Raw genomic sequence first — 24,294 nt, 5'->3', positions numbered from 1 at the left:
GTTGCAGTGGCGACATGACATTGACCAGGAGAAATCGCCGCCATCCTGCCGATCACGGCGGGATGCAGCGGCCGCAGCCATGATGCCTCGTCCTTCCGTGCGGTTTCGTCGGCCGTCTCCCGCGTGTGCGCGGTCACACCACGCGTGGGCGTGGCTGCTCGCCATTGCGTTGATGCTCCACGGTTATGCTGCGCACGCGCAGAGCCAGCCCAGGGTCGTCGACATTCCGACCCGTCCCGGCGTCACGCAACGGTTTCTCTTCATCGCGCCGGAAGCGCCGAAGGTCGCGGCCATTCTCTATGCGGGCGGGCATGGCGGGCTGCAGATTGACCCGTCCGGAAAGTTCGGATGGGGGGAAGGCAATTTCCTCGTGCGCACCAGAATGCGCTTCGTCGACGACGGCATCGCCGTCGCGGTCATCGACGCACCGAGCGACCGGCAATCGGCACCCTATCTCAGCGGCTTTCGGCAGTCGCGCGAACATACCGACGATGCGCGCGCCGTGATCGCATGGTTGAAGGAGCAACTGCACGTACCGGTCTGGCTGGTCGGGACGAGCCGCGGCACGCAGTCGGTCGCGTCGATCGCGATTGCCCTCGCCGGCAGCGGCGGACCCGACGGTATCGTGCTGACGTCCACGATCCTCCGTGAGGATCGTGGCAGAACCGCGGTTCCGGACATGGATCTCGCCAGCATCAGGATTCCGGTGCTGGTCGTGCACCACGAGAAGGACGGCTGCAAGTATTGTCCGGTATCCGAAACGGATTCGCTGATGAAGAAGCTGAACCAGTCGGCGAAAACCGATCTGATGGTCGTCACGGGCGGCGCATCGCGCGGCGATCCATGCGGCGCGTTCGGCTATCACGGCTTCAATGGCGTGGAGAGCAACGTGGTCGATGCGGTCTCCGCCTGGATGCTCGCACGTTGAGTTCGACGGCGTGTGCCGTTTCCTGACGCGGACAATCCGAACCCGATGACGCGCGTCACGCATTTTCCGCGTTGCCGCATCCCGTTGCGGTAGCGGGCCGCACGGCAATCGTCCGGGCATACCCGCGACGATCACCCGAGCTCGAACGACGTCACCCCAAACACGCGGTCGATCGCAATCGCGGGCGCTTCCTGCGTATACATCCGTGCGGTTTCGAATACGCTCGACATGCCGTGCCGTTCAGCCAGCGCGACGGCCGCGGGGTTCGTTTCAGGCACGTCGAGCACGATCACCTCGCCGGGCATGCGCGACGCCAGCGCACGAAACAGCCCGGTGGCGATGCCCGCGTCATCGGCGAAGAGCGGGCCGATCTTGCAGCCCGACTCGCAGCGCCGCACGACACCGTACCCGGCGACACGGCCGGCCTCGACTGTCGCGAGCGCAACGGCATCCGGCTGCGCGATCCACGCGGAAACGAAACGCTCGCGCGCCGCGGGAAAGCACCGGCGATCGTAGGCAAGCAACTGCTGGAACGGCACATCGGCCACGGACGCGACATTCGCGCACCCGATACCGTCCACGCGCCCCTGATAGCGGATGTTGCGATACGCGAGCCGGAACCCGGACTTCCTGTAGTTTGCCTGCTGGGCCACGACGCCATCGAGACCGACATTGCGGTTTCCAAGGTAGCGCATGGCGTGCTGCCAGACGCGCATGCCGAAGCCCCGACCGCGAAACCCGGGTTTCACGATGTAGAGACCGATGAAGCCGAACCGTTCGTCATAAGCGACGGCGGAGATGCACGCGACCGGCTCGCCGCGCAACACCCCGACGAAAAAGCCGGCCGGGTCCGCTTCCCTGAAACACCGCGGGTCATGTCGGCCAGGGTTCCACCCTTCGGCAGCCGCCCATTCGACCGACATGACCACCTCATCGGCCGACATGGTGCGCACGATAAAGTCTTCGCTTCGATTCATGGTTCGCCCCCATCGCGGCACTCGAGATTGCCGCCAGCCGATTCTCGAACGTCGCGCGTCGTCACGCAACGCCGCTTACTGACTTCCCGCCGCGTCGCGTTTCCTCTGCAGCCTCGCAGGCAACCGCCAGCTCCCGCTCCGCCGCAACCCGTCGACGAACTTCGCGCGTTCGTCCGGCGTCAACGTCGCCGCGAAATCGACGACACTGCGCTCGACCTGCCCGCGCAACGCACTGTCCGCCGCCCGCGTCCTGTCGAGCGCCGCATCGATCGCCGGACGATCGAGCTGCGGCGCGGCCAGCAGATCCAGCACCGTGATCCGCCCGTCGCGCCCTTCCCGCGCAAAATCCCGGCCGTCCTTGCGCGCCGCCTTCAGCGCCGCGGCGAATTCCTGCCGACGCGCATCGGACAATTCGTCCGCGGCGAACCGCAACGCCGTACGCTGTCCGGGCATCCCTGCGCCATGCAGATCACGGTGGGTCGCGAACCACTGATACGCGCCGCCGCCGATCGCGCCGAGCATGAACACGTTCAGCACGACGGACCCGACGAGAATGAATTTCCAGCCGCGCTCGCTCACTCATCGCCTCCGTCGATACTTGGGCCGCCGAACGTCGTCGTCAGGTAGCCCGGTTCGTGTTGCGCGATCGGCGCGCTGCCGAGCATCAGCATCGACACGGCCACCGCGCCCGCCAGCGCGCCGGCCAGCCCGACGCCCGCGAACGCCGCGCCCGACCACCACACTTTGCCTCGCCGCCGCGCACGTTGCGGCGCGGGCGCCGACGCGACGATGCGTTCGACGAGCGCCGGCGCTGGCGGCGCGGCCGTATCCTGCATCAGCCATGCATCGAGCTCGGCGGCATCGTCGAGTGCCTGCAGCGCGTCGCGCGGATGCGCTTGCGCCCACGCTTCGGCCGCCGCGCGTTCGTCTTGCGGCCAGCGCCGCGCATCCGAGCCGTACGCGCCGACGATGGTACGGAATCGTTCGGGTGTCATCGCTTGTCCTCGGTAGGTGGGTCGCCGGCCAGTTGCGCGCGCAGGTTGCGCCTCGCGCGCGCGAGCAGGCTTTCCAGCGCTTCGACGGTGATGCCCATCAGGTTGGCCGCTTCAAGGTTCGACATGTCCTGATAGTACTGGAGCACGAGCGCTTCCCGCTGCCGGGGCGGCAACGCGGCGAGCGCCCGACGTACGCTCGCGTCGCGCGAGCGCAACTCCGCGTGAGCGGCCGGCTCCGGTTGCGTATCCGGCACGTCGGGCAGCGCGTCGACCGGCTCCTCGCGCCGCCCGCGCAGGCGGTCATGACACAGGTTCAGCACGACGCGATGCAGCCACGTGTCGAAGCGCGCTTCGCCGTCCCGCCAGCGCGGCGCGTGATTCCAGATCCGCAGGAAGGTTTCCTGCGCAACGTCTTCGGCTTCGCTCCGGTCGCCGAGCATGCGCGTCGCGAGCGCGAGCAATCGCGGCAGCTTGCGTGCAACGAGCACGCGCACGGCCGACGCGTCGCGCGCGCCGACTCGCGCGACGAGTTCCGCGTCCGGATCGGCGTCGCTCAATGCGGGCGGCTCCGCAACGTGCCGTGCGAACGCCGCATGCTGCCGGCGGGTACACCCGCCGTCCCGCTGAAGCTCATCGTCGTGCTCTCCTTGCGTGCGTCGGGCCGGCGCCGGACGGCGCCATGCCGGCGCGTCGGCCACGCGCGGCGCGCCGCACCCGGGATCGGCCCGGTCGGTTTCGTCGACATCCGGTTCGAACGGCATATCGATCCTGTCGATCGCCCGCCGGCCGGCGCAATCAATATACGACGACCGGCGCAGGCCGGTAATACACCGGACGCGCCGGCACCACGACACAGCCAGCCAGCACGACGGCCGCGGCTGCCAGGATCACGAGGGTTCGAAAAGGCATGACTCGACTCGAGAGGTTGCGTGGAAGTTCTGCCGCACGGGCGCTGCGCACCGCGCGGCACGGTGCGCGTCACGCCCAGTGACCCGGCACCCAGCGCCAGTTCGGGCCGCGCGCGGCCCAATGCCCCGGCACCCAGTGATAACCGGCACGAACCCCCTGCCAGTGCCCGGGGATCCACACGTAGCGACCATGCCGCCAGTGCCAGTGGCCCTGATCCCACACGTAGCCCGCGCGCGGCGCCGGCACCACTTCGACGCGCGGCGGCGGCGGTGCGACCGGCGCGACGATGACGGCCTGAGCGAATACGGCGGACGTCGCCAGCGCAGCCGCGCACCCCGCGGCAAACCGTAATGAAACAGAAAGTTTCATGCAAGACTCCGAAGCGTCGTGTATCGAACGTTCATGGCCGGAAGTGGCCGTTCATTCGTTAAACGGCGCATGCAGCGCAAATCCGTCGCGATACCGGCAAAAAAATTTCGGCCGCACCGGCCACGCTGCGCGCGCCCATCGACGCATCGGGCCCAGGCATCGATTACCGTCTGTCACACCCCGGCAAAACTGCGCTTCGACAATGCGTGTCACCGGGATCCCGCTCGTTTCCGGCCCACGCCCCGACCGCGCTCGCGCACGGCCGGGCGGTTCCGCATCTCGCGTGTCATCCAACGAAAATACGATCATGTCGAACCAGGACAACTTCCCCGCCGAATCGAACGAGCCGGCCGCTTCCGTGTCGCGTCGCGGCTTCCTGAAACTGGCCGGCGTTTCCGGCCTCGCCACCGCCGCGGGCGGGCTCGCGGCCGCCCGTGCCGCCGCATCGAACCCGGACGGCACACCCGAACAGGTGCACCTGACGTGGGGCAGCGACCCGACGTCCGAAGTCGTGATCTCGTGGGCGTCTCCCGCGCCGGCCGTCAATCCGCGCGCGCGCATCGCCGCCGACGGCGAGCCGGCACGCACCGTGCACGGCGTGCAGCGCCTCTACACCGATGGCCTGAACGGCGAAACCGTGTTCACGTATCACGCACGCGTGCACGGCCTGAAGCCGAACACGCGCTACCGCTACGAACTCACGGCCGACAACGACAGCAACGCCGCGCAGCCGTTCGCCGCAACCTTCACGACCGCACCGCGCGGGCGCGCACCGTTCCGCTTCACGAGCTACGGCGACCTCGCGACGCCGAACGGCGCGTGGGTGCTGTCGTCGCCGCAAAGCCGCTTCGCGGTGCAGGCCGTCGAGCAGTTCCAGCCGCTGTTCCACCTGCTGAACGGCGACCTCTGCTACGCGAACCTGAACCCCGCGCACCAGCCGGAAGTGTGGCGCGACTTCGGCAACAACAACCAGACGTCGGCCGCGAACCGCCCGTGGATGCCCTGCCCCGGCAATCACGAGATCGAATTCAACAATGGTCCGCAGGGGCTCGACTCGTATCTCGCGCGCTATACGCTGCCCGAGAACGGCACGCGCTTTCCGGGCCGCTGGTACAGCTTCCGCGTGAGCTCGGTGCTGTTCGTTTCGCTCGACGCCGACGATGTCGTGTACCAGGATGCAGCCGCGTTCGTCGGCGGCCCCGATCCGCTGGTGCCGGCCGCGAGCACCGGCCGCGCGCCGATCGAGCCGGGCACGTCGTTCTACGTGCGCGGCTACAGCAACGGCGAGCAGACGCGCTGGCTCGAGCACACGCTGCGTCATGCGTCGCACGACGACGACATCGACTGGATCGTCGTGCAGATGCACCAGGACGCGCTGAGTTCGTCGAAGACGGGCAACGGCTCGGACAAGGGCATCCGCGAGGCATGGCTGCCGCTGTTCGACCGTTACGGCGTCGATCTCGTGCTGTGCGGTCACGATCACGACTACGAGCGCAGCTACCCGGTGCGCGGCTGCAATCACCGCGCGGGCGTCGATGCATCGACCGGCGAAGTCGTCGAAACGCTGCAGCCGCGTCCGGTCGGCACGACCGATCCCGACCGCACGACGTTCGACACGAGCCACGGCACGATTCACCTGATCCTCGGCGGCGGCGGCACCAGCGCGCCGCTCGACGTGTACGGCGAGAACCCGGCGACCGGCTATGCGCAGGCCAAGGTCTTCACGAAGCCGAACCGGCCGGTGCCGGGCACGACGGCGAACACGTTCGTGCGCAAGCCGGCCGATGCGCTGGAGGATGCGATCTGGTCCGCGCGCCGCGATACGGGCACGGGCTACGGAATCGCGGTGTTCGATCACGATCCGGGCAAGCCGGGCGGCCACACGACGATCACGATGCGCTACTACCACTCGCCGGGCGCGGATCAGCACCCGAGCGCGCAGTACGAACTGTTCGAGACGATCGAGTTGAGCAAGAAGCGCGGCGAACGCTGATGCGGCGGCTGCCCGCAGTGCGTGATCGCGCGACGGGCGGCCGGGGCTGGCTCGTGCGGGACATCGTGCGCCATCCGCCTACGGATACGGCGAATACGTGACGGTCTGCGTCGCGTGGATCGGCTGCACCTGTTCGTCCGCCGCACATTGCGTGCACATCGGCGCGCCGGTTTCCACCGCGAGCCGCGTTGCCGCTAGCGTCGCGATTCCAGCGCGATACGCACCGCCAATCCCGCCAGCACGCTCCCCATCAACCAGCGCTGCACCCGCGCCCAGACCGGCCGGTCGGCAAGAAACCCCGCGATCGAGCCGGCCATGCTCGCGATCAGCGCATTGACGCAGACGCTGACCGCGATCTGCACGCAGCCCAGTGCCAGCGATTGCGCGAGCACGCTGCCGTGCCCCGGTGAAATGAACTGCGGCAGCAGCGACAGATACATCACCGCGATCTTCGGGTTCGCGAGGTTCGTGACGAAGCCCATCGTGAAGAGCTTCGCGCCGCTGTCGTGCGGCAATTGCCGGACCTGGAATGCCGAGCGGCCGCCGGGCTTGAGCGCCTGCCATGCGAGATACGACAGGTACAGCGCGCCGGAGAAGCGCAGCGCGTCATACGCGTACGGCACGGTCAGCACCAGCGCGGTAATGCCGAAGGCCGCGCAGAACATGTAGAACACGAACCCCAGCGCCACGCCGCCGAGCGACACCAGCCCCGCGCGGCGGCCCTGGCAGATCGAGCAGGAAATCAGGTAGATCATGTTCGGGCCGGGCGTCAGGACCATGCCGAGCGACACGAGTCCGAAAGCAATCAGGGTGGGCAAGGCCGGCACGGCGGTCTCCTTCGACGCAATGAAATCAGGTGGGATGCTCAGCAATGTATTGCATGTCGGCGGCTGTCGGCATGAATAAACCGCAAGTCCCACATGAGTGCGCTTCATCGCCTCATTGCCCTGTCGATGCGCTACTTTCCTTTTTTCGCCCGTGCCTGAATCGCCTTTCCGGCCTTTCCGGCCTTCGCGCGTTGCGCGTCGACCAGCTTCACGAATGCGTCGGCGACCGCATTGCCGGTCGCGTTCCACGACAGCCGCACGCAACGATGCAGCCTGGGCGACAGCTCCAGCACGCGGCCGCCGAACCGTGTGTAGGTGAGCGTGATGCGCGGAACGATCGACACGCCCATTCCCGCCTCGGCCATCGACAGGATGGTCCGCATCTCGACCACGTTGAACGCCGCGCGAAGCGACGCACCGTTGCGCGCGAAGTAGTCCGCGATGACCGGCCCGCACCCCGCCTTGGAGAAAATGAACGGCATCGCGGACAACAGTTTCGCCGACACGCTCTTGCGGCCGTCGAACATGCCGTCGGCCGCCACCGCGACGAAATCCTCGTCGAGCAGCGGCAGGCTGTTCGCAAAGGTCTTCGTGCCGGCGACCACGCCGATGTCGGCGGTGCCGTCCTCGAGCCACCCCTCGACTTCCGCGTCCGTGCCTTCGAGCAGCACCGCCGTGACGCCCTCATGCGCGGCTTTCAACGCCTCGAGCGCGGGGACGACGAACGCGAGCGATACGCTCGGCAGCGACGCCACGACCAGCCGCCCTTCGAGCTTGCCGCGCGCCAGACCGAACTGCTGGCGCAGCGTCTGCGCTTCCCGAACGACGTTCTGCACGTACGGCCACAGCCGTTCGCCGGCGGCGGTCAGGACGACCGGCTGGCGGTCGCGCAGCAGCAGCTTGACCTCGGTGATGTCCTCCAGTTCGGTCAGCGCGTGACTGATCGCGGACTGGCTGCGGCTCAGCCGGTCGGCCGCGGCCGTCAGCGAGCCGAGTTCGACGACGGCCGCCAGAGCCTGCAATTGCGCAAGCGTCATCTCGCCTCCTTGTTTCGGTCCATGTATTTTTCACATGATAAGGTGACGCGTCATGAACCGGATCGAAGCCGGCCAACGCTATTCGGCGGCGCGCGGAATCCGGGCCACGCCCGATGCCCCGCGCCGCGCTCGGGTAAGATTCAGCCTCGAACCGTATCGAACGCCGTCGCCGTCGCCGTCGCACGCGCACGCTTGCGCCAACGCGGTAAACGGCAAAGCTTGGCCCGTCGGATACCGACGGCAGTCGACGCAACCGGACGACCGGTTCGACCTGAAACCAAACAATAGCGTGCGGCACCGCACGCATCGGCAGCGGGTGCCGTCGACCGCACCCGCTGCCGCTTATGTCTCGACCTGCTCCCGATGACTCATCTCGATCTGACTGATGGTGTGCTGGTTTCCAGCCTGCACGGGCTCGCGCTGCTCGACCTGATCGGCATCGCCGTCGCGCTGCTGCTCGGCGGAATGGTCAAGGGAATCACCGGTATCGGCGTCCCGCTGGTGGCCATGCCGATACTCAGCCAGTTCCTGCCGATCCGGCATGCCGTGCTGCTGCTGTCGATGCCGATCATTCTCGGCAACATTCCGCAGGCGCTGGAAGGCGGCGAGGTGCTCGCCACCGTGCGGAAAATCGCCGCCCCGATCGCGGGCACGGTGCTCGGCAACGTGATCGGTGTCGCGATCCTGCTGTCGCTGAATCCGGGCCACGCGCAGGCCGCGTCGGGTGCGCTGCTGATCGTCGCCGCGACGCTGATGCTGAGTGCGCCGAAGCTGAACCTGCCACCGGCATGGCAGAAGCCCGTCGGATTTGCGCTCGGGTTCGGCGCGGCGCTGATGGAGAGCATCGCGTCGGTGCCGGGCCCGCTGCTCGCCACCTACCTGATTTCATCCGGCGCGACCGGCCGCGCCTTCACGAAGCAGATCGCGATCATCCTCGTCGTGTCGATCGTCACGCTGATCACCACGTTCAGCGGCGCCGCGCATGCGAGCGGCGCCGACCTCGCGGTCTCGGCGGCGGCCAGCCTGCCCGCCATCGCCGGCATGTGGCTCGTTCGCCCGCTGCGGGACAGGATGTCGCCGCGCATCTTCCGGATGGTCGTCCTGCTGTTCGTGCTCGTCGCCGCGTCCCAGATGATCTGGAAGTCGGGGGTTTTCCGGCACGCGGCACCGCCCGCCGCCCATGTCGATGGCGGGCACGCAGACACGAAATGACGGAGATCGGGTCGCGCAGGCAAGCGGACTTCCGCGGCGCAAGCAATCCGTAGGCGGAAGCACGGCAAACCGGATTTTCCTGTCGATGGCCGCCCCCCGATCGATTCACAGTCCGGCATGGCACGCGGCTCACGACCGGTGCAATCGGCCGCATCGCGCCCGCGAGTCCAGTCCCCGCCCGGTGCCCGGCTCTGCCGCGATCCCCAAGACACGTTAGACTGTCCCGATGGAACAATGCCGTTATTGCCAGAGAATCCGCGATGAATGGGATTGCCACGGGGACGAATGCCGCCGGGCAATCGCGAAGGCACTGCGCCGGCAGCGCGCGGGCCTGCCGATGGTGCCCGATCGCATCCGCAACGAGTTGCCGTCCGGCGCACCGACCCAGCAGGTGATCGCGGTCCTGTCGCGCCAGCGCCTGCGGGCACGCCGCGGCAACGAGGAACGCCGCGAGCGCAAGGAGATCGACGACGCCGACGGCGTCTGATCCGGCTTCCCCCATCCCGCCTCACCTGCCGGCGGCGCCACGCCGCTGCGCGCGCCAATACGCGGCGCGTCCGCGGCCCGTCACCGCTCCCGCCTGTTTGCGATTCCCGCAACCCATGACGGGGACCGATCCAATTTATCTCGAAATTATTGCCTCGCTTGCAATGATCTTTCGCTGGAATCCACGTTTACCCTAGCTCGGTCGAAGCCTACGATGTAATCAATCGCTTACGACATGGTGTCGACAGCGAAGTCAATAGAACATCGGAGGTCATCATGAAATCGCTCGTTTCCGCAGTCGTTGCCGCTGTCGCCCTGTCCGCTTCGTTCGGCGCATTCGCCCAAAGCACCGTGACCCGCGCACAAGTGCGCAACGAACTCGTCCAGCTCGAAAGCGCCGGCTACAAGCCGAGCCAGTCGAGCCCGTACTACCCGGCCGACATCCAGGCCGCGCAAGAGCGCGTGCACGCCGCCGACAACAGCGGCTACGGCGCACAAGCGGCCCCGGTCGTCCAGGGCGGCGCACCGGCAGCCAAGGTGCTGAACGCACGCGACTCGGTCTACTTCGGCCACTAAGCCCGCCGCTGCGCGCGCAGCGCGCAGTCCGCCGCAAGATGCAGCGAGCCCGTCCCCGGACGGGCTCGTCGCGTTTGTGCCGCCCGCACGGCCGGCCCGCCGTCAGCGGCTGCCTCCCGCCGCCACGCGGCCCTCGGTATCCGGGCCGACACCGCCGCCCAGCAGTTCCTGATAACGCACGCATGCGAACTGCGCAGACGCCTTCGCCGCATACATCGCCGCATCGGCCTTCACCAGCAGCTCCTCGGCCGACGCGCCGTCGGCCGGATATTCGCTCACGCCGATGCTCGCGCCCACGGCGAGGTGCCGGTCGCCGAACTCCAGCTCTTCGGCCATCACGATCTGGATGCGCGACGCGATATCGCCGATCAACGCCGGCGAGCGCACGTCCGAAATCAGCACGATGAATTCGTCGCCACCGAGCCGCGCGGCCATGTCGCCGCTACGCAGCACGTGGCTCAGCCGTTTCGCGACCGCGACGAGCGTGCGATCGCCGGCCGCATGCCCGTGCTGGTCGTTGATCTGCTTGAAGCGGTCGAGATCGACGAACATCACCGCCAGCCCCTCGTGCACCTCGGCCGCATGCCGGATCGCGGCATCGAGATGCTCCATGAACAGCAGGCGGTTCGGCAGACCGGTCAACGGATCGTGACCGGCGAGGTGCGTGAGCTCCAGTTGCTTCGCACGCAGCATCGCGACCTGCGTGCGGATCTCGACGCGCATGCTGTCGAAGCAGCGCGCCAGCACGCCGATCTCATCGGCCCGCGCGACGGGCAACCGTTCGGCGACCGGATCGTCGAACACGTGGGTCGCCGCACGCGCGAGCATCTGCAGCGGCCGCGTCATCGCGCGTGCAAACAGGATCGCGAGAATCACCGCCGCCACGCTCAACAAGAGCACCATCCGGATGATCCGTTCTCCGAGAATCCCGGCCGGCGTCAGCACGTCCGCGAGCGGACGCGCCATGCCGAGCACGACGAACCGGTTGCCCTCGTTGCTCCCGAACGGCATGCGCACGAACGCGAACATCTGTCCCGGTACATCGTCGGGCTGCGCGAGACCGTCGATCTCGACGTTCGGGCGCGTACCGGCGAACAACGCCCGAGTGGCGGGAAAGCTGTCCTGCATCAGCACGCGCCGCCCGCGATCGAAGCCGAACGTCTGTGACGGATCGGGATGCACGAGGAAGTCGCCCCACTTGTTCGCGAGGTATACCGCATAGTCTTGGGGCAGATCTCGCTCGAGCCGATCGAACACGCGCGAGAGCTCGACGTCGACGACCAGCGCGCCGACGACCTGGCCGCCCGCGTCGACGACCGGCGTGCCCACGCGCAGGATCGGCAGCCCTTCGGCCGCATGTGAACCGGTCTCGTGATTGATCACGATCGGCGACAGGTAGATATGGCCGGGGGCCGTCGCCAGCGTATCGAATACGTAGGAAAACTGCCCTTTCTCCTGGAACGCGCTCTCCGGCAGCACGACAATGCCGTGCACGTCGCGATCGACGCGGATCCGCTCGAGCCCGAAGTTGCCGGCTGCGATCAACCGGATCTGCTGGTACTCGGGGTGATTCCTCATGAAGCTGCAATACACCTGCTCGAGCCGCGAGCGCGGCGTGCGATCGGTGCTCTCGCTACCCACGACCAGCGCCGTCGATGGCAATTGCGCGAGCACGAGCGCATCGTCGGCCACGTCGGACAGCGCAGTCGTGAAGCGCTGCCCGAGCAAGTGCGTCGACATCAGCAGGCTGTGCTGTGCTTCCTGCACGAGCATCGTCCGGTTCGCGCGGTACGTGTAGTAGCCGGTCGTGCCGGACGCGATCACGCCGATGCACACGAACAGCACCGACAGCTTCCACGTAAGCCCGAGCCTGATCATTTTTCGAATCGCTCCGGACGGTCGCCCGACACGATGCGACTCCACAGCGACTCGCGCCGCGTGATGTCCTCGACCGGCTGGATCCAGACGAGGTGCCGGTGGCCGGTCTCAAGACCAGGTGGCGATTCCAGCGTGTTCGCGAGCCCCTGGCGCCCTGTCAGCAGCGCGCCTATTGCCGGTTCGAGCATGTAGTTGATCCACGCGAACGCGAGCTCGCGATGCGCCGCGCCGCGCGTGACGCCCCAGCAGTCGAGCCACGCGAGCGCGCCTTCGTCCGGAATCACATAACCCACATCCGCACCGGCGCGACGTAGCTGTTCGACCTGCTGCGTGCCGTAGTTGCCGAACATCAGCGCCGCACGATGCTGGACGAACAGCGCGGTCGCTTCTTCCGGAAGCGTGTAGTAGGTAAGCAGGTTGCGTCGCAAGTCGACCAGCTTGTGCGCGACGGCAAGCGTCTGCGCGGGCGACAGGTGAAACGGATCGGAATAGCCGAGCGCGAGCGCGGCAAACGAAAAATTATGCTGCGCGCTGTTGAAGTCGAGCACCTTGCCGCGGTAGTGAGGATTCCAGAGCTCAAGCATCGAGTGCGGCGCGGCCGGCACCTGCTTGCGATCGTAGATGAGCCCCATCGACGAATACGTGAACGGAATCGCGTAGGTCGAACCGTTGTGCACGAGCCCGCCGATCGTCGCGAGCTGCCGGAAGTTCGGCAGTTGCCGCCGGCGGTTCGGGATCCGCGACAGGTCGATCGGCGTGAGCAGGTCTTCGCGCGCATAGCGCTGGATTTCGGCCGTGTTGGCCGCGAGCACGTCGTATGGCGGCGGCGATGCGCTGTGCATCCGCGTCCACAACGCTTCGTCGGAGTCGACGAACGTCACTTCGACGCGCACATGAAACTGCGTCTCAAATGCATTGACGACATCGTTGTCCGCATAGCCTGGCCACGCAAGAACACGCAGCACAGTGTCGCTGGCGGTTTCGGGAGAAGCGGCGAACGCGGGCGGGCATGACAAGCCCAGCGCCAACAGGACGAGCAATCGACGGACGGCACGAAGCCCACGCTCGCGCGCGCCCATTCCCCTGATCAATGGAACCCCGTACGACTGGCCCGACTGCATTCGCCGTCCTTTTTCGAATCGACGCGTTATCCTGCAACGAGACCATAAAAAATATCGCGGCGCAATTGGAACAAGCCGCACGCGCACCGTGTCGTCCACATGCGGTGGACGACATGCGTGCGCCCGTTCGATCGCATGTCATCGCGAGCAGACGAACCCACGCGCGCGAACGAACAATGATCAGGAGAAAGTCGTTACGCGATGTTGGCCGCGCATGGCATGCACTGCGCATGCATTCGATGCGCCCGGCACGTGGGGCATGCTGCCCGCGCTGCTGGCGATTCCCGGCGGCCGGCTCGGCGGCTGCGTGTCGGACAGCCTGTTCCGGCGCGGCTGGAGCGCCACCGCCGCATGCAAGACCGGCCTCGTGCTCGGCATGCTGCTGGCGTCGTCGATCGCGCTGTCCGCGTTCGTCGAGAACGTTTGGGCCTGCCTCGCGCTGTTCGCGCTCGCCTATGCGAGCCTGTCGTCCGCTGGCGCGAACATGTGGACGCCGGTCGGCGAAGTCGCGCCGACGCCCGCGCACGTCGCGTCGCTCGGCGGCATCCGGAACTTCGCGGGCAATCTCGCGGGCATCTTCATCACGACGTTCACCGGCGTGATGCTGTCGATCACGAAAGGCTCGTTCGTCGTGCCGCTCGCCGTTGCCGGTGCGCCGTGCGTGGTCGGTGCGTTGTCGTACCTGATCGTCGCCGGCAAGGTCGGGCCGCTGCCGCCGCTGCGCAACGGCGCGAGCGGCCGCAACGCGGAGCCGAACGCGGCCTGACGCAGCGCAGGCATCGGCAGCGCGGGGAAAGCGCGACGCGTCGCGGCCCGTCGCGCTTTTCTTTTCGAGCCGCTCGTCGGACAATGTGGGCCGCGCGGGCCGCGCCCGCCGGCGCGGCGCCGCACCGGCCTCGCGCGCGGCGGGCCACGTGCTCCCATCCGCACCGATGAAACGCTACGAAACCCTCGCCCACACGATCGCCGACGAAATCCGCAACGGCAACCTCGCGGTCGGCACGCGCCTGCCGTCGCTACGGCAGATCATCGCGCAGCATGGCGTGAGCCAGTCGACGGTGTTTCGCGCGTACTACCTGCTCGAACAGTGGGGGCTGATCCGCGCGCGCGAGCGCTCCGGTTATTACGTCGCGCCGGGCGCGGGCCCGGCCGCGACCCCGCCCGCGAAACGCCGCGCGAGCCGCGCCGGCGTGACGCGCAAGGTCGACATCAGCGATCTCGTGTTCTCGGTGCTCGACGCCGCGACGCAGCCTGGCATCGTGCCGCTCGGCTCCGCCTTCCCGTCGCCGCAGCTGTTTCCGCTGCCACGCCTCGCGAAATCGCTCGCGCAGGCGACGCGGCTCGTCAGCCCGTGGAGCACGGTCGTCGACCTGCCGCCCGGCAACGAGGCGCTGCGCCAGCAGATCGCACGGCGTTATCTCGCGACCGGCGTCGCGCAGCCCATCGACGAGATCGTCGTCACGAATGGCGCGCTGGAGGCGCTGAACCTGTGCCTGATGGCCGTCACGCGGCCCGGCGACGTCGTGGCGGTCGAATCGCCCGGCTTCTATGCGGCGCTGCAGGCGATCGAGCGGCTCGACCTGCGCGCGGTCGAAATCCCCGTCGATCCGCGCACGGGGCTCGATCTCGATGCGCTCGCGAACGCGCTCGACCGGCACGACATCCGCGCGTGCTGGTTCATGACCAATTTCCAGAATCCGACCGGCGTCACGCTGTCCATCGACAAGAAGCGTGCGCTCGTGGAGATGCTCGCCGCGCGCGAGGTGCCGCTGATCGAGGACGACGTCTACGGCGAGCTGCATTTCGGGCCCGACTACCCGCTGCCCGCGCGTGCCTTCGACCGGCACGGCCTCGTGATGCATTGCAGTTCGTTCTCGAAGACCCTCGCGCCCGGCTACCGGATCGGCTGGGCCGCCGCCGGCCGTTTCGCGGAAAAGGTGCAGCGGCTCAAGCTGATGACCACGCTGTCGGCGAGCATTCCCGCGCAGGCCGGCATCGCGAACTATCTGGAGCACGGCGGCTACGATCGTCACCTGCGCAAGCTGCGCGGCGCGCTGCAGACGCAGCTTGCCCGCATGGACGACGCGCTGCGGCGCTGGCTGCCGCCCGGCGTGGAATGGGTGCGGCCGGACGGCGGGTATTTCCTGTGGCTGTCGTTTCCCGATGCGATCGACGCGATGGAACTGCATCGCCTGGCGATCGCGCGCGGCATCAGCTTCGCGCCCGGGCCACTGTTCTCGGCCGCGCACGGCTTCGAGCGCTGCGTGCGCGTGAACTTCGGCCATCCGTGGAGCCGCGACATCGAACGCGCGATCCGCGTGCTCGGCGAGCTGGTCGCCGAGCCGGCGGTACGCAAGGCCGGTTGAGCCGCACGCAAGCCGCCGCGGTGCAGCCGACGCGCACACAGGTTACATTGCAAGCCCCTTCGCTCCTTCGCACGCCGCCCATCTCATGAGTGCATTGCCCTACCTCGATCACGCCGCGCTGCTGAAGCTCGCGGCCGAAGCCGCCGGCGTCACGCAGCCGTGCATCTGCACCAACACCCCGCTTGCCGGCTGGACGAGCCTGCCGCTGTCGCTGCAGGGCGCGCAGCTCGCCGAAGTGGCGACGCTCGCGCCGTCCGGCGACCCCGAGCCGACCTACGACGAATACCATCCGGCCGGCACGCGCTACTGGTCCGACAACGCGCCGATCGCGCCGCGCCACTTCCCGTACAACCGCTGCAACGTCAGCCGCTGCGTGTCGTGCGGCCGGCTGTATCTGCGCTACCAGGAAGGCGGCGGCTACTTCATCGACCAGCGTATCCGCGCACTCGATCCTGCATTGATCGTCGACGCGCAGGCGCAAGCCTGAGCCAGACGCGGGCATGCGCAGCGCATGCCCGACGTTCGCCGGCACGCCGTCGAACTGCTGCGCCCTTTTCGTCCCGATCTGCTGCTTGTCCCGCCGCCCCGCGTTCCCTACGCTGTCTCCGGTTGCCTGACACCCGTCGCAACGTCCCCTCCCGAGCGGCGCGCCTCCCCGCGCCGCCGCTCCTCTCGCGTATCACGTCATGTATCGATATACCGATTTCGACCGGGCGCTCGTGTACAGCCGCGCCGCCCAGTTCCGCGACCAGCTCGAACGCTGGCAGCACGGCACGCTGAACGAGGACGCGTTCCGGCCGTTGCGCCTGCAGAACGGCTGGTACGTGCAGCGCCATGCGCCGATGCTGCGCGTCGCCGTGCCGTACGGTGAACTGTCGAGCGCGCAGCTGCGCGTGCTCGCACGGATCGCACGCGACTACGACGTGCCCGACGACGCCACCTATCGCGCCGCGTGCGACACGCAGGCGCTGCTCGGCACGCTGCGCCTGCCGACTCGCAACGCGCACTTCACGACCCGCACCAACGTGCAGTTCAACTGGATTCCGCTCGCGAAGGCGGCCGACGTGATGGACTTGCTCGCGACCGTCGACATGCACGGGATCCAGACGAGCGGCAACTGCATCCGCAACATTTCGTGCGACGAGCGCGCGGGCGTCGCGCCGGACGAGATCGCCGATCCGCGCCCGTTCGCCGAGGTGATGCGCCAGTGGACGACGCTGCATCCGGAATTCGCGTTCCTGCCGCGCAAGTTCAAGATCGCGATCACCGGCGCGACCGAGGACCGCGCGGCGACCGACTGGCACGACGTCGGGCTGAAGCTCGTGCGCAACGACGCGGGCGAACTCGGCTTTCGCGTGAGCGTCGGCGGCGGCATGGGCCGCACGCCGCTGATCGCGACGCTGCTGCGCACGTTCCTGCCGTGGCAGCACGTGATGAACTACATCGAGGCGATCGTCCGCGTGTACAACCGCTACGGGCGGCGCGACAACAAGTACAAGGCGCGCATCAAGATCCTCGTGAAAAGCGAGGGGCAGCGCTATATCGACGACGTCGAGGAAGAGTTCCGCCAGATCGTCGAGCACGACGGCGGCCCGCACACGATTCCGCAGGCCGAATTCGACCGCATCGCGGCATCGTTCGTGCCGCCGCGGCTGAAGTCGCGCACGCTCGACCTGGACGACGCCGACGCGCGCATGGCCGCACACGCCAATCGCCATCCGGCCTTTGCGCGCTGGCTCGCACGCAATGTCGCCGCGCACCGCGACCGCGCGCTGCGCATCGTCACGCTGTCGTTCAAGCGCCGCCTGCAGGCGCCCGGCGACGCGTCGCCCGAGCAGCTCGACGCGCTCGCCGAGCTCGCCGAGCGCTTCTCGGCCGGCGAGGCGCGCGTCACGCATGCGCAGAACGTGGTGCTGCCGTGGGTGCACGTCGACGACCTGTTCCTGCTGTGGGAACACGCGCGCGCGGTCGGCCTTGCCAGCGCGAACGTCGGACTCCTGACCGACATGATCGCGTGCCCGGGCGGCGACTTCTGCGCACTCGCGAACGCGCGCTCGATCCCGATCGCCGACGCGATCGCCGAACGGTTCCAGGATCTCGACATGCTGCACGACGTCGGCGACATCGACCTGCACATCAGCGGCTGCATCAACTCGTGCGGCCACCATCACAGCGGGCACATCGGCATCCTCGGCGTCGACAAGGACGGCGCGGAGTGGTATCAGGTGACGCTCGGCGGCTCGGACGGTACAAGCGCGAGCGGCCCCGCCCGGCCGGGCAAGGTGATCGGCCCGTCGTTCTCGGCGGACGAGATCGTCGACGTCGTGGACGCGCTCGTCAACACGTATCTCGACGCGCGGCTCGATGCCGACGGCCGCAGCGAACGATTCATCGACACGGTGCGCCGCATCGGCGCCGAACCCTTCAAGGCGGCGGCAAACGACGCACGTCACCACGCGGAGCATGCATGAAACCGACCGACGAACCCGCAAGCACGAATCCGCGCATCCGCCTTCTGACGCCGACCGAACACGCCGACGACGCGAATCCGCCCGACAGCGCGCTCCTGACGACCTTGACGACCCTGGCGATCGGCAACGACGAGGAACTGCCGCCGCTCGCCGCACGGATCGCGCAGGCCGCGCGCATCGACCTGCACTTTCCGTCCTTCACCGACGGCCGTGCATACAGCCAGGCGTACCTGCTGCGCAAGCGCTTCGGCTTCGCCGGCGACCTGCGCGCGACAGGCGACGTGCTGATCGACCAGTTGCTGCTGATGGAGCGCACCGGGTTTTCGAGTGCGGTGCTCGGCGCCGGCACCGATCTCGCGGCCGCGCACCGGCAGCTCGACCGGTTTCCGGGCTTCTACCAGCGCGATGCGAGAACGGCGACACCGCGGCAGGACGCCGCCACGCACGCGGAGAAGTAAAAACGGGCGGCCCGCAGGCCGCCCGTCCGATGAACCGCAAGCGCCGCGCCCGCCACGAAGCGGGCGCCCGCGTTCAGCGCGCCGCGACCGGCTTGCCGAACGCACCGAGAATCTTCCTCTCGAGCGCGATGTAGTCGTGGCCGAAGTGGTGGTCGCCCCCCGTCTTGATCACGTCGACACCCGTATTCACGAGCGCGGGGCACATCGTGTCCGTCTCTTCCGCGCCGTAGAAGCACTGCACGAGCGGCGGCGGCACCTTCGCGATTTCCGGCGCGACCTTCATCGCCTTGTCGCTCGCCGGCATCCCGAGCCAGCCCGTCACGCGAATCTGGAAATCCGCCGCCGGCGCGAAGCCGAGCAGCGACATCACCGAGACCTTGTCGCGCAGGTCGGCCGGCAGCCGGTTGTACGCGAACGGCATCACGTCCGCGCCGAACGAGTAGCCGACGAGCGCCACACGGTTCGCATGCCAGCGCGCCATGTACGTGCGCATCACGCGCGCCAGGTCGCGGCTCACCTGTGCGGGCGGCTTCTCGCTCCAGAAGTAGCGCAGGCTGTCGATGCCGACCACCGACACGCCGTCGCGCTGCAACGCCTCGGCGATCGTCTTGTCGAGATCGCGCCAGCCGCCGTCGCCCGAGATCACGATCGCGAGGCGGTCGCTGCCGCCCTTGGCCGGCAGTTCGACGAGCGGCAGGTCCGACACGTCGAGCTCGTCGCTGCGGCTGGTGTCGTGCAGGTGCGACGCGACGAGCGACACGAGCTTCGCGGTGTCGCCGGCCGCGGCCGTTTCGACGAAGCCAGGCATCGCGCGGCGCACGATCGTCGGATCCGGCGGACACGGCTTGAAGCGCGCATCGAGCTTCGCGGCCGGCGCCACCGACGCGACGCCGGCGATCGTGTTCTCCGGCGCCATCGACAGGATCTGTTTCGCGATCGCGCCGCCCTGGCCCACGCCCGCGACGATCGGCGTGTAGTAACGCGCCGATTGCGCGAGGCGTTCGAGCTGGTGGCTGACCGCCTCGGCGTCGCCGTCGAGGTGGTGACAGGTTTCCTGCTTCGCGGCGAGGTTCGCCGCATAGCGCTCCGAATCCACGCCGACCGTCATCGCGCCCGCTTTCGCGAGTGCGTCGGCCGCCTGCTGGTCGGCGGCGCCCCAGCCGCGCTCACGCGAGTACAGCACCACGAAGCCGCGCAGCGGGCCGCTCGGCTTCGTCACGGTCACGGGGCCGTAGCGGCCGCCCGACACGGTTTCCGGTTTCGCCGCCGCCGGCTGCGCCGCGAGCGCGGCGCCGGCCAGCATCATTCCCGCGCAGGCGACTGCCGCCTGCGCGATACCCTTCTTCAACATCATGAACGCCGACCTCCAGCCAGCAGGGACAGATCCGCGAGCGTGACGAACACGCCAACCGAGCCCGAGGCCGCGAGATAGCGCGGCTCCCAGTGCGGCTCGAACTTGCTCTTGAATGCACGCAAGCCACGGAAGTTGTAGAAGCGGCCGCCGAAGCGCCAGACCATCAGCCCGAACCGGTGCCATGGCGACGGCATCTTCGCCGCCCCCATCCCCGAGAACGGCGCGATGCCCAGGCTCAGCTTGCGGAATCCCGCTTCCTTCAGATGCAGCGCGAGCTGCGTAAACAGATACTCCATCGCATACGGCGACGCGTCCGGCAGATGGCGCATCACGCCGACCGTCGCCTCGGTGTTGAGGTCGGTCGTCATGAACGTGACGAACGCGATCGGCTTGTCGGCCTGGCGCACCAGCATCACCGACTGCGTCGCGAGATAGCCGTCGTGGAACGCGGCCACCGAGAAGCTTTTCTCGCGCGCGTCGCGGCTGTCGAGCCAGCCGTCCGAGATGTCGCGCAGCGACGGCAGCGCAGCCGGCACGTCGCGCGGCGCGATCACCTCGACCGTCAGCGCGTCCTTGTCGCCGCGGCGCAGTGCATAGCGCAGGTGCGACCGGTTCGAGCCCTTCAGGTCGAACCGGTCGAGCGCGATGTGCGCTTCCTCGCCGAGCTTCATCAGCGTGAGCCCCGCGTCGAGATACAGCGGCAGCGCGTTCGCGCGCACCTGGTAGAACGCCGCGCGGCCGCTGTGCGCGTGCGCCAGCGCAATGAACTTGCCGATCAGCGCCGGCCATTCCTCACGCGGGCCGACCGGGTCGTGCAGCGCGGCCCACGTGCGGCCGTTCTTCGCGTACATCAGGAACGCGCGGCGCGATTCGGAAAACAGGAACGACTTGTCGCCCATCAGCGCGAGGCCCGCATCGCTGCATTCCTGCGCGCGGATGATCTGCTCGGCGTCGAGCAGGTCCTGCGCGACCGGCTTCACGAAACGGCCGGGTGCGGGACGCAGCAGTTGCCATAGCGCGAACATCGCGACGAACACGCCGGCCGCGAGCGTGGCGCGCAGCGCCCGCGGCGCGCGCTCGTCGAACGCGAAATGCGACCACAGATCGCGCGTGTACGGCACGTCGCGGAACGCGAAGCACAGCACCCACACGGCGAGGACGAGCACCATCGTCACCGACACGAACCAGCTCACCGTGAAGCGCTCGGCGAGCAGTGACGAGTGACGGTTGAAACGGCGGCGGCTGACGAGCAGCAGCACCAGCAGCGTGCCGAGCACGCCCGCCTCGACGAACGCGAGGCCCTTCGCGAACGACAGCGCGAGGCTCGCGAGCGTCAGCGCGAAGGTCATCCACCATGCGCCGTCCAGCCGCCGCAGCAGTCCGCGCGCGACGAACAGCAACGCGACGCCCAGCACGCTGCAGATCACCTGCGAGCCTTCGAGCACCCACAGCGGCACGATGTTGCGCAGGATCGCGATCCGGTGCCAGAACGCGGGCGTCGCGCTCGAGATCACCAGCATCCCGCCGACCGCGAAGGTCACGAGGCTCAGGAACAGCGGCGCCAGTTGCGACACGCGCGCGGCCTGCCGCGACACGAGCCGGCGCCGCAGCGCGCGGCCCTCGAAACCGGCCAGCAGGCCGGCCGACAGCACGAGCGGCACGCCGAAGTAGATCGCGCGATAGGCGATCAGCGCGGCGACCATCTCGTGCGCGGGCACTTCGCGGCCCAGCGTGAAGACCATCGCGGCCTCGAACACGCCGATCCCGCCCGGCGTATGGCCGATCATCCCGAGCAGCAGCGCGGCCGCGTACACGGTGATGAAGGTCGGGAAGCCGACCGGCGCGGCCGGCAGCAACACCCACAGCGTCAGGCCGGCGGCCACGACGTCGAGCACCGCGTACACGACCTGGGCGACGAGATCGCGCCGCGCGGGCACGTCAAACGATAGCCATGTGAAGCGCGTGACGACCGGACGCGCGGTGTTGCCGCACATCGCGGTCATCACGGCGAGCAACGCAAGCAGCGCGGCGCCGCTCCACGTGAGCACGCCGGGCACGACATGCAGCATTGCTGCGAGCGTCTGCGGCACGCAGACCATGCCGAGCGCCGTCATCAGTACCAGCGCGAGCGCGAGCGTGCCGCTGGTGAATACCGTCATCCGGCCGATCTGCGCGGGCGTGACGCCCGACACGCCGTACACGCGAGCGCGTACCGCGCCGCCCGTCAGCGCGCCGAAGCCGGTCGCGTTGCCGAGCGCGGAGCCGGCGATCGCGCCGATCCACAGCGCGGCACGCGGCACCTTCGCGGCGACGTAGCGCAGGCCGACCGCATCGCGGGCGACGAGCGCGAGATAGCTGAGGGCCGTCGCGGCCAGCGACGCGCCCCATTCGCCGACGGACATGTGGCGCAGTTGGCGGATCACCGACCGATAGTCGACGGATTCGGACAGGTGCTGGAAAACCACGATCAGCAGCAGGCCGATGCCGAGCGCGAGCAGCGGCGACAGCACGCGCTCGTTGCGGATCAGCGTCGACACACGGGCGATCGCCGTCGCGGCACGGCCGGGCGGACCAGGGTGGCGGGAAGACATAGATTGTTCAGTGGTGGCGCATAGCATGTCGCGGCGCGGGACGGCCGGGCGGCGACGCATCTGGTTGTTCTGCATGGGCGGTCGGCCTGCGACGGAGGCAGGCGGCGCCTGGATCAGAAATTACGAGTATACGGAATTTATATTACAGAATCTTTCGATCCCGCACCGGGCGGTTCGGGCGCGGCGGGCGGATCGGGGACGCATCGAATTCATGCGCAAGGTGCGCATCATACAGGGGACCACCGCGGATTTTTCATCGGATGAATGACTTGTGATGCTTTTGGGAGAAATTCTCCCGGCTGCGCGGCGCGAGCGAGGGAAAAACCGCGAGCGGGCACGGGTTCGGGGAATGGGGACGAATTGCCGCGCCCGCCTCACGGGCCCTTCATCGCTCCGTCATCGCGCCCGTCACTTCGCCCGCTCGTGCTCCGCCAGCCCGACCGCCTTGTCGCGCGAGTCGGTGCCGGCCCGCTCGCGCAGCACGTCAATGAGCGCGCGCACGTTCGCAATCAGGCATCAATCTGTAATGGTCACTTCGACGCGACGATTTCTCGCCCTTCCCGACGCGGTGCCGTTGTCCGCCAGCGAATCGGCATCGCCATTTCCCTCGACGTTGATGCGCGGCGCCGGTACTCCTGCCGCAACGAGAATTTGGGCCACGCGCCGTGCTCGCACTTCGGAAAGCGCCTGGTTAGATGCTTGACGTGTCGAACTGATCGGTGTGCTATCCGCGTATCCCGCCACCCGGACGGTCGCGCCCTCGGTCACAGCCGCGATTTCTCGGCCGGCCGAAGCCGCCACCGAAGCGCCCCACGGCGCCACCGTTGCTTCCCCGGGCCCAAACATTCCGCTGAATCGGAGCGTCAAGGCATTGCGCCCGGCGTCGCGGATCAGTTCGACATTCCCTGCAGCAACTTCATCGCGAAGGCGCAGTTCCAGATTGCGAGCCAGCGCATCGAGCGGCGACGCCCGGAGCCTCTCTTTCGTGCGAACCCAACGGTCTACGGCGGCATATCCCCCCGCTCCCAGCAGCAACGCAACCGCGAGACCTCCGACGAACCTCGTTCGCGACCGACGCACCGCCACCGGACGTACCCACGGATCGACCGTCTGTCGCCGACGTTTCAGCGGCTCGCTGATGCGATTCACGCTCTGCCCACCCGACATAACCACGTCGTGTACGTGTTCGCGAATGACCTGCAAGCGCTTTTGACCACCTGCTTCGAATCGGTATCGCCCACGAAACCCGAGATCGAGTATGTTCTGGTACAACTCAATCAGATCGAGGTTCTCGCGCGGATGGCGCATTGCCTCGTCGATCAGCTGGAAAACACGGTCGCCGCCCTGACGATCATGCCCTAACACACTCGCCAGGCTGTTGTCCTGCCATTCGACGCCGGTTGTTTCGCCCTTTCCCCAAGACGTCTGCATCGCCGCCTCGTCGAGCGCGGAGCACAGACAATAGCTTGCGCACCGGACGTGCTCGGGTCGGACCTGGAACTCACCGCAGATGCGGGTGAAGAGAAGAATTTCCTGGCCCAGCCATCGACGCCACCGTGCAATAGCGTCGGCATCGAGCGTTTCAGGCGTATTGGACAACGCCTGCAACAGGATGCGCGACGCTTCGAGCAGCGGGTTGATCGCCTGCTCCGCTGCCTTGAGCCGTGCGGCAACAGGCGGCGACGCCACGGCCCCTGCGTGGCCCTGCGGATCAGTTGTCGAAAGAGTCATCGATCGATCCCTGCC

22 protein-coding genes and 1 pseudogene are annotated in these 24,294 nt (G+C 67.9%); 11 read left to right on the top strand and 12 right to left on the bottom strand.

Features of this window, described 5'->3' with window-relative positions; translation table 11 throughout:
* The first annotated feature begins 172 nt into the window (after positions 1-172).
* Positions 173-928, top strand: a complete 756-nt coding sequence (locus AC1Z3W_RS08620; protein ID WP_057925041.1) for an alpha/beta hydrolase — start codon at positions 173-175, stop codon at positions 926-928.
* 131 nt (positions 929-1,059) lie between these two features.
* On the opposite strand, the gene AC1Z3W_RS08615 is transcribed toward AC1Z3W_RS08620, so the two are convergent.
* The 5 genes from AC1Z3W_RS08615 to AC1Z3W_RS08595 all read right to left on the bottom strand — a co-directional run bounded on the left by AC1Z3W_RS08615 (position 1,060) and on the right by AC1Z3W_RS08595 (position 4,178).
* A complete protein-coding gene (locus AC1Z3W_RS08615) occupies positions 1,060-1,905 on the bottom strand; it encodes a GNAT family N-acetyltransferase (protein ID WP_124832350.1) in 846 nt (281 codons plus the stop codon).
* Between the two features lie 75 nt (positions 1,906-1,980).
* A complete protein-coding gene (locus tag AC1Z3W_RS08610; RefSeq protein WP_057925039.1) occupies positions 1,981-2,484 on the bottom strand; it encodes a periplasmic heavy metal sensor in 504 nt (167 codons plus the stop codon).
* Positions 2,481-2,900 carry a hypothetical protein gene (locus AC1Z3W_RS08605; RefSeq protein WP_057925038.1) on the bottom strand — a complete coding sequence of 140 codons (420 nt, stop codon included), beginning with the start codon at positions 2,898-2,900 and terminating at the stop codon, positions 2,481-2,483. The genes AC1Z3W_RS08610 and AC1Z3W_RS08605 overlap by 4 nt, the downstream gene beginning before the upstream one ends.
* Positions 2,897-3,661 carry an RNA polymerase sigma factor gene (locus tag AC1Z3W_RS08600; protein WP_175824621.1) on the bottom strand — a complete coding sequence of 255 codons (765 nt, stop codon included), beginning with the start codon at positions 3,659-3,661 and terminating at the stop codon, positions 2,897-2,899. The genes AC1Z3W_RS08605 and AC1Z3W_RS08600 overlap by 4 nt, the downstream gene beginning before the upstream one ends.
* 217 nt (positions 3,662-3,878) lie before the next feature.
* On the bottom strand, positions 3,879-4,178 hold the full coding sequence (locus AC1Z3W_RS08595; protein ID WP_057925037.1) for a YXWGXW repeat-containing protein: 300 nt from the start codon (positions 4,176-4,178) through the stop codon (positions 3,879-3,881).
* Positions 4,179-4,485: 307 nt separating this feature from the next.
* Between AC1Z3W_RS08595 and AC1Z3W_RS08590 the strand changes: the two genes are divergently transcribed.
* Positions 4,486-6,171: a purple acid phosphatase family protein gene (locus AC1Z3W_RS08590; protein ID WP_175824620.1), complete on the top strand. Its 1,686-nt coding sequence runs from the start codon at positions 4,486-4,488 to the stop codon at positions 6,169-6,171.
* Between the two features lie 194 nt (positions 6,172-6,365).
* Here AC1Z3W_RS08590 and AC1Z3W_RS08585 read toward each other — a convergent pair whose 3' ends face one another.
* Both AC1Z3W_RS08585 and AC1Z3W_RS08580 read right to left on the bottom strand, forming a co-directional pair.
* Positions 6,366-6,998: a LysE family translocator gene (locus AC1Z3W_RS08585; protein WP_483507436.1), complete on the bottom strand. Its 633-nt coding sequence runs from the start codon at positions 6,996-6,998 to the stop codon at positions 6,366-6,368.
* 131 nt (positions 6,999-7,129) lie between these two features.
* Complete coding sequence (locus tag AC1Z3W_RS08580; protein ID WP_057925035.1) at positions 7,130-8,035, bottom strand: LysR family transcriptional regulator; 906 nt, start codon at positions 8,033-8,035, stop codon at positions 7,130-7,132.
* A gap of 52 nt (positions 8,036-8,087) precedes the next feature.
* On the opposite strand from AC1Z3W_RS08580, the gene AC1Z3W_RS08575 reads away from it, so the two are divergent.
* From AC1Z3W_RS08575 to AC1Z3W_RS08560, 4 genes are all read left to right on the top strand, one after another.
* The gene (locus AC1Z3W_RS08575; RefSeq protein WP_483507435.1) at positions 8,088-8,402 is read left to right on the top strand and encodes a hypothetical protein; all 315 of its coding nucleotides are present in this window, start codon (positions 8,088-8,090) and stop codon (positions 8,400-8,402) included.
* A complete protein-coding gene (locus AC1Z3W_RS08570; protein ID WP_057925034.1) occupies positions 8,399-9,247 on the top strand; it encodes a sulfite exporter TauE/SafE family protein in 849 nt (282 codons plus the stop codon). The genes AC1Z3W_RS08575 and AC1Z3W_RS08570 overlap by 4 nt, the downstream gene beginning before the upstream one ends.
* A gap of 226 nt (positions 9,248-9,473) precedes the next feature.
* Positions 9,474-9,734 carry a hypothetical protein gene (locus tag AC1Z3W_RS08565; protein WP_006760082.1) on the top strand — a complete coding sequence of 87 codons (261 nt, stop codon included), beginning with the start codon at positions 9,474-9,476 and terminating at the stop codon, positions 9,732-9,734.
* 275 nt (positions 9,735-10,009) lie between these two features.
* Entirely contained in the window at positions 10,010-10,309 is a 300-nt protein-coding gene (locus AC1Z3W_RS08560; RefSeq protein WP_057925033.1) for a DUF4148 domain-containing protein, read from the top strand.
* 102 nt (positions 10,310-10,411) lie between these two features.
* Here the strand turns inward: AC1Z3W_RS08560 and AC1Z3W_RS08555 are convergent, their stop codons facing one another.
* Together AC1Z3W_RS08555 and AC1Z3W_RS08550 are read right to left on the bottom strand one after the other, a co-directional pair.
* The gene (locus tag AC1Z3W_RS08555; protein WP_057925032.1) at positions 10,412-12,187 is read right to left on the bottom strand and encodes a diguanylate cyclase domain-containing protein; all 1,776 of its coding nucleotides are present in this window, start codon (positions 12,185-12,187) and stop codon (positions 10,412-10,414) included.
* Positions 12,184-13,308, bottom strand: coding sequence for an extracellular solute-binding protein (locus AC1Z3W_RS08550; protein WP_124832148.1), 1,125 nt, complete (start codon positions 13,306-13,308; stop codon positions 12,184-12,186). The genes AC1Z3W_RS08555 and AC1Z3W_RS08550 overlap by 4 nt, the downstream gene beginning before the upstream one ends.
* 247 nt (positions 13,309-13,555) lie before the next feature.
* Here AC1Z3W_RS08550 and AC1Z3W_RS08545 point away from each other — a divergent pair.
* The 5 genes and pseudogenes from AC1Z3W_RS08545 to AC1Z3W_RS08525 all read left to right on the top strand — a co-directional run.
* Positions 13,556-14,074: pseudogene (locus tag AC1Z3W_RS08545) on the top strand (MFS transporter); the annotation flags it as partial.
* A 166-nt stretch (positions 14,075-14,240) separates the two neighbouring features.
* The gene (locus tag AC1Z3W_RS08540) at positions 14,241-15,674 is read left to right on the top strand and encodes an aminotransferase-like domain-containing protein (protein ID WP_124832150.1); all 1,434 of its coding nucleotides are present in this window, start codon (positions 14,241-14,243) and stop codon (positions 15,672-15,674) included.
* Positions 15,675-15,759: 85 nt separating this feature from the next.
* Positions 15,760-16,161 carry a hypothetical protein gene (locus AC1Z3W_RS08535; protein ID WP_057925030.1) on the top strand — a complete coding sequence of 134 codons (402 nt, stop codon included), beginning with the start codon at positions 15,760-15,762 and terminating at the stop codon, positions 16,159-16,161.
* 199 nt (positions 16,162-16,360) lie between these two features.
* Positions 16,361-18,145 carry a nitrite/sulfite reductase gene (locus AC1Z3W_RS08530; protein WP_175824614.1) on the top strand — a complete coding sequence of 595 codons (1,785 nt, stop codon included), beginning with the start codon at positions 16,361-16,363 and terminating at the stop codon, positions 18,143-18,145.
* Positions 18,142-18,603 carry a DUF934 domain-containing protein gene (locus AC1Z3W_RS08525; protein WP_124832154.1) on the top strand — a complete coding sequence of 154 codons (462 nt, stop codon included), beginning with the start codon at positions 18,142-18,144 and terminating at the stop codon, positions 18,601-18,603. Before AC1Z3W_RS08530 ends, AC1Z3W_RS08525 begins: the two co-directional genes overlap by 4 nt.
* Before the next feature lie 73 nt (positions 18,604-18,676).
* Here the strand turns inward: AC1Z3W_RS08525 and AC1Z3W_RS08520 are convergent, their stop codons facing one another.
* The 3 genes from AC1Z3W_RS08520 to icmH all read right to left on the bottom strand — a co-directional run bounded on the left by AC1Z3W_RS08520 (position 18,677) and on the right by icmH (position 24,279).
* Positions 18,677-19,957 (bottom strand): virulence factor family protein, encoded by a 1,281-nt coding sequence (locus AC1Z3W_RS08520; RefSeq protein ID WP_124832156.1) that lies wholly within the window; start codon positions 19,955-19,957, stop codon positions 18,677-18,679.
* Entirely contained in the window at positions 19,954-22,548 is a 2,595-nt protein-coding gene (gene mprF, locus AC1Z3W_RS08515; protein WP_124832158.1) for a bifunctional lysylphosphatidylglycerol flippase/synthetase MprF, read from the bottom strand. The genes AC1Z3W_RS08520 and mprF overlap by 4 nt, the downstream gene beginning before the upstream one ends.
* A 516-nt stretch (positions 22,549-23,064) precedes the next feature.
* Complete coding sequence (icmH, locus tag AC1Z3W_RS08510; RefSeq protein ID WP_082664607.1) at positions 23,065-24,279, bottom strand: type IVB secretion system protein IcmH/DotU; 1,215 nt, start codon at positions 24,277-24,279, stop codon at positions 23,065-23,067.
* Positions 24,280-24,294 lie beyond the last annotated feature (15 nt).

This window comes from Burkholderia sp. 10_S31, assembly GCF_056930375.1.
This window is presented reverse-complemented; position numbering and strand designations above follow the sequence as displayed.

Bases quoted from the DNA above. Each gene is read 5' to 3' on its own strand.
- AC1Z3W_RS08570 (WP_057925034.1), top strand. From the start codon at position 8,399: ATGACTCATCTCGATCTGACTGATGGTGTGCTGGTTTCCAGCCTGCAC.
- AC1Z3W_RS08540 (WP_124832150.1), top strand. From the start codon at position 14,241: ATGAAACGCTACGAAACCCTCGCCCACACGATCGCCGACGAAATCCGC.
- AC1Z3W_RS08560 (WP_057925033.1), top strand. From the start codon at position 10,010: ATGAAATCGCTCGTTTCCGCAGTCGTTGCCGCTGTCGCCCTGTCCGCT.
- mprF (WP_124832158.1), bottom strand. From the start codon at position 22,548: ATGTCTTCCCGCCACCCTGGTCCGCCCGGCCGTGCCGCGACGGCGATC.
- AC1Z3W_RS08595 (WP_057925037.1), bottom strand. From the start codon at position 4,178: ATGAAACTTTCTGTTTCATTACGGTTTGCCGCGGGGTGCGCGGCTGCG.
- AC1Z3W_RS08590 (WP_175824620.1), top strand. From the start codon at position 4,486: ATGTCGAACCAGGACAACTTCCCCGCCGAATCGAACGAGCCGGCCGCT.
- AC1Z3W_RS08530 (WP_175824614.1), top strand. From the start codon at position 16,361: ATGTATCGATATACCGATTTCGACCGGGCGCTCGTGTACAGCCGCGCC.
- AC1Z3W_RS08600 (WP_175824621.1), bottom strand. From the start codon at position 3,661: ATGCCGTTCGAACCGGATGTCGACGAAACCGACCGGGCCGATCCCGGG.
- AC1Z3W_RS08580 (WP_057925035.1), bottom strand. From the start codon at position 8,035: ATGACGCTTGCGCAATTGCAGGCTCTGGCGGCCGTCGTCGAACTCGGC.
- AC1Z3W_RS08620 (WP_057925041.1), top strand. From the start codon at position 173: ATGCTCCACGGTTATGCTGCGCACGCGCAGAGCCAGCCCAGGGTCGTC.
- AC1Z3W_RS08550 (WP_124832148.1), bottom strand. From the start codon at position 13,308: ATGCAGTCGGGCCAGTCGTACGGGGTTCCATTGATCAGGGGAATGGGC.
- AC1Z3W_RS08520 (WP_124832156.1), bottom strand. From the start codon at position 19,957: ATGATGTTGAAGAAGGGTATCGCGCAGGCGGCAGTCGCCTGCGCGGGA.
- AC1Z3W_RS08575 (WP_483507435.1), top strand. From the start codon at position 8,088: ATGAACCGGATCGAAGCCGGCCAACGCTATTCGGCGGCGCGCGGAATC.
- AC1Z3W_RS08555 (WP_057925032.1), bottom strand. From the start codon at position 12,187: ATGATCAGGCTCGGGCTTACGTGGAAGCTGTCGGTGCTGTTCGTGTGC.
- AC1Z3W_RS08615 (WP_124832350.1), bottom strand. From the start codon at position 1,905: ATGAATCGAAGCGAAGACTTTATCGTGCGCACCATGTCGGCCGATGAG.
- icmH (WP_082664607.1), bottom strand. From the start codon at position 24,279: ATGACTCTTTCGACAACTGATCCGCAGGGCCACGCAGGGGCCGTGGCG.
- AC1Z3W_RS08535 (WP_057925030.1), top strand. From the start codon at position 15,760: ATGAGTGCATTGCCCTACCTCGATCACGCCGCGCTGCTGAAGCTCGCG.
- AC1Z3W_RS08565 (WP_006760082.1), top strand. From the start codon at position 9,474: ATGGAACAATGCCGTTATTGCCAGAGAATCCGCGATGAATGGGATTGC.
- AC1Z3W_RS08525 (WP_124832154.1), top strand. From the start codon at position 18,142: ATGAAACCGACCGACGAACCCGCAAGCACGAATCCGCGCATCCGCCTT.
- AC1Z3W_RS08605 (WP_057925038.1), bottom strand. From the start codon at position 2,900: ATGACACCCGAACGATTCCGTACCATCGTCGGCGCGTACGGCTCGGAT.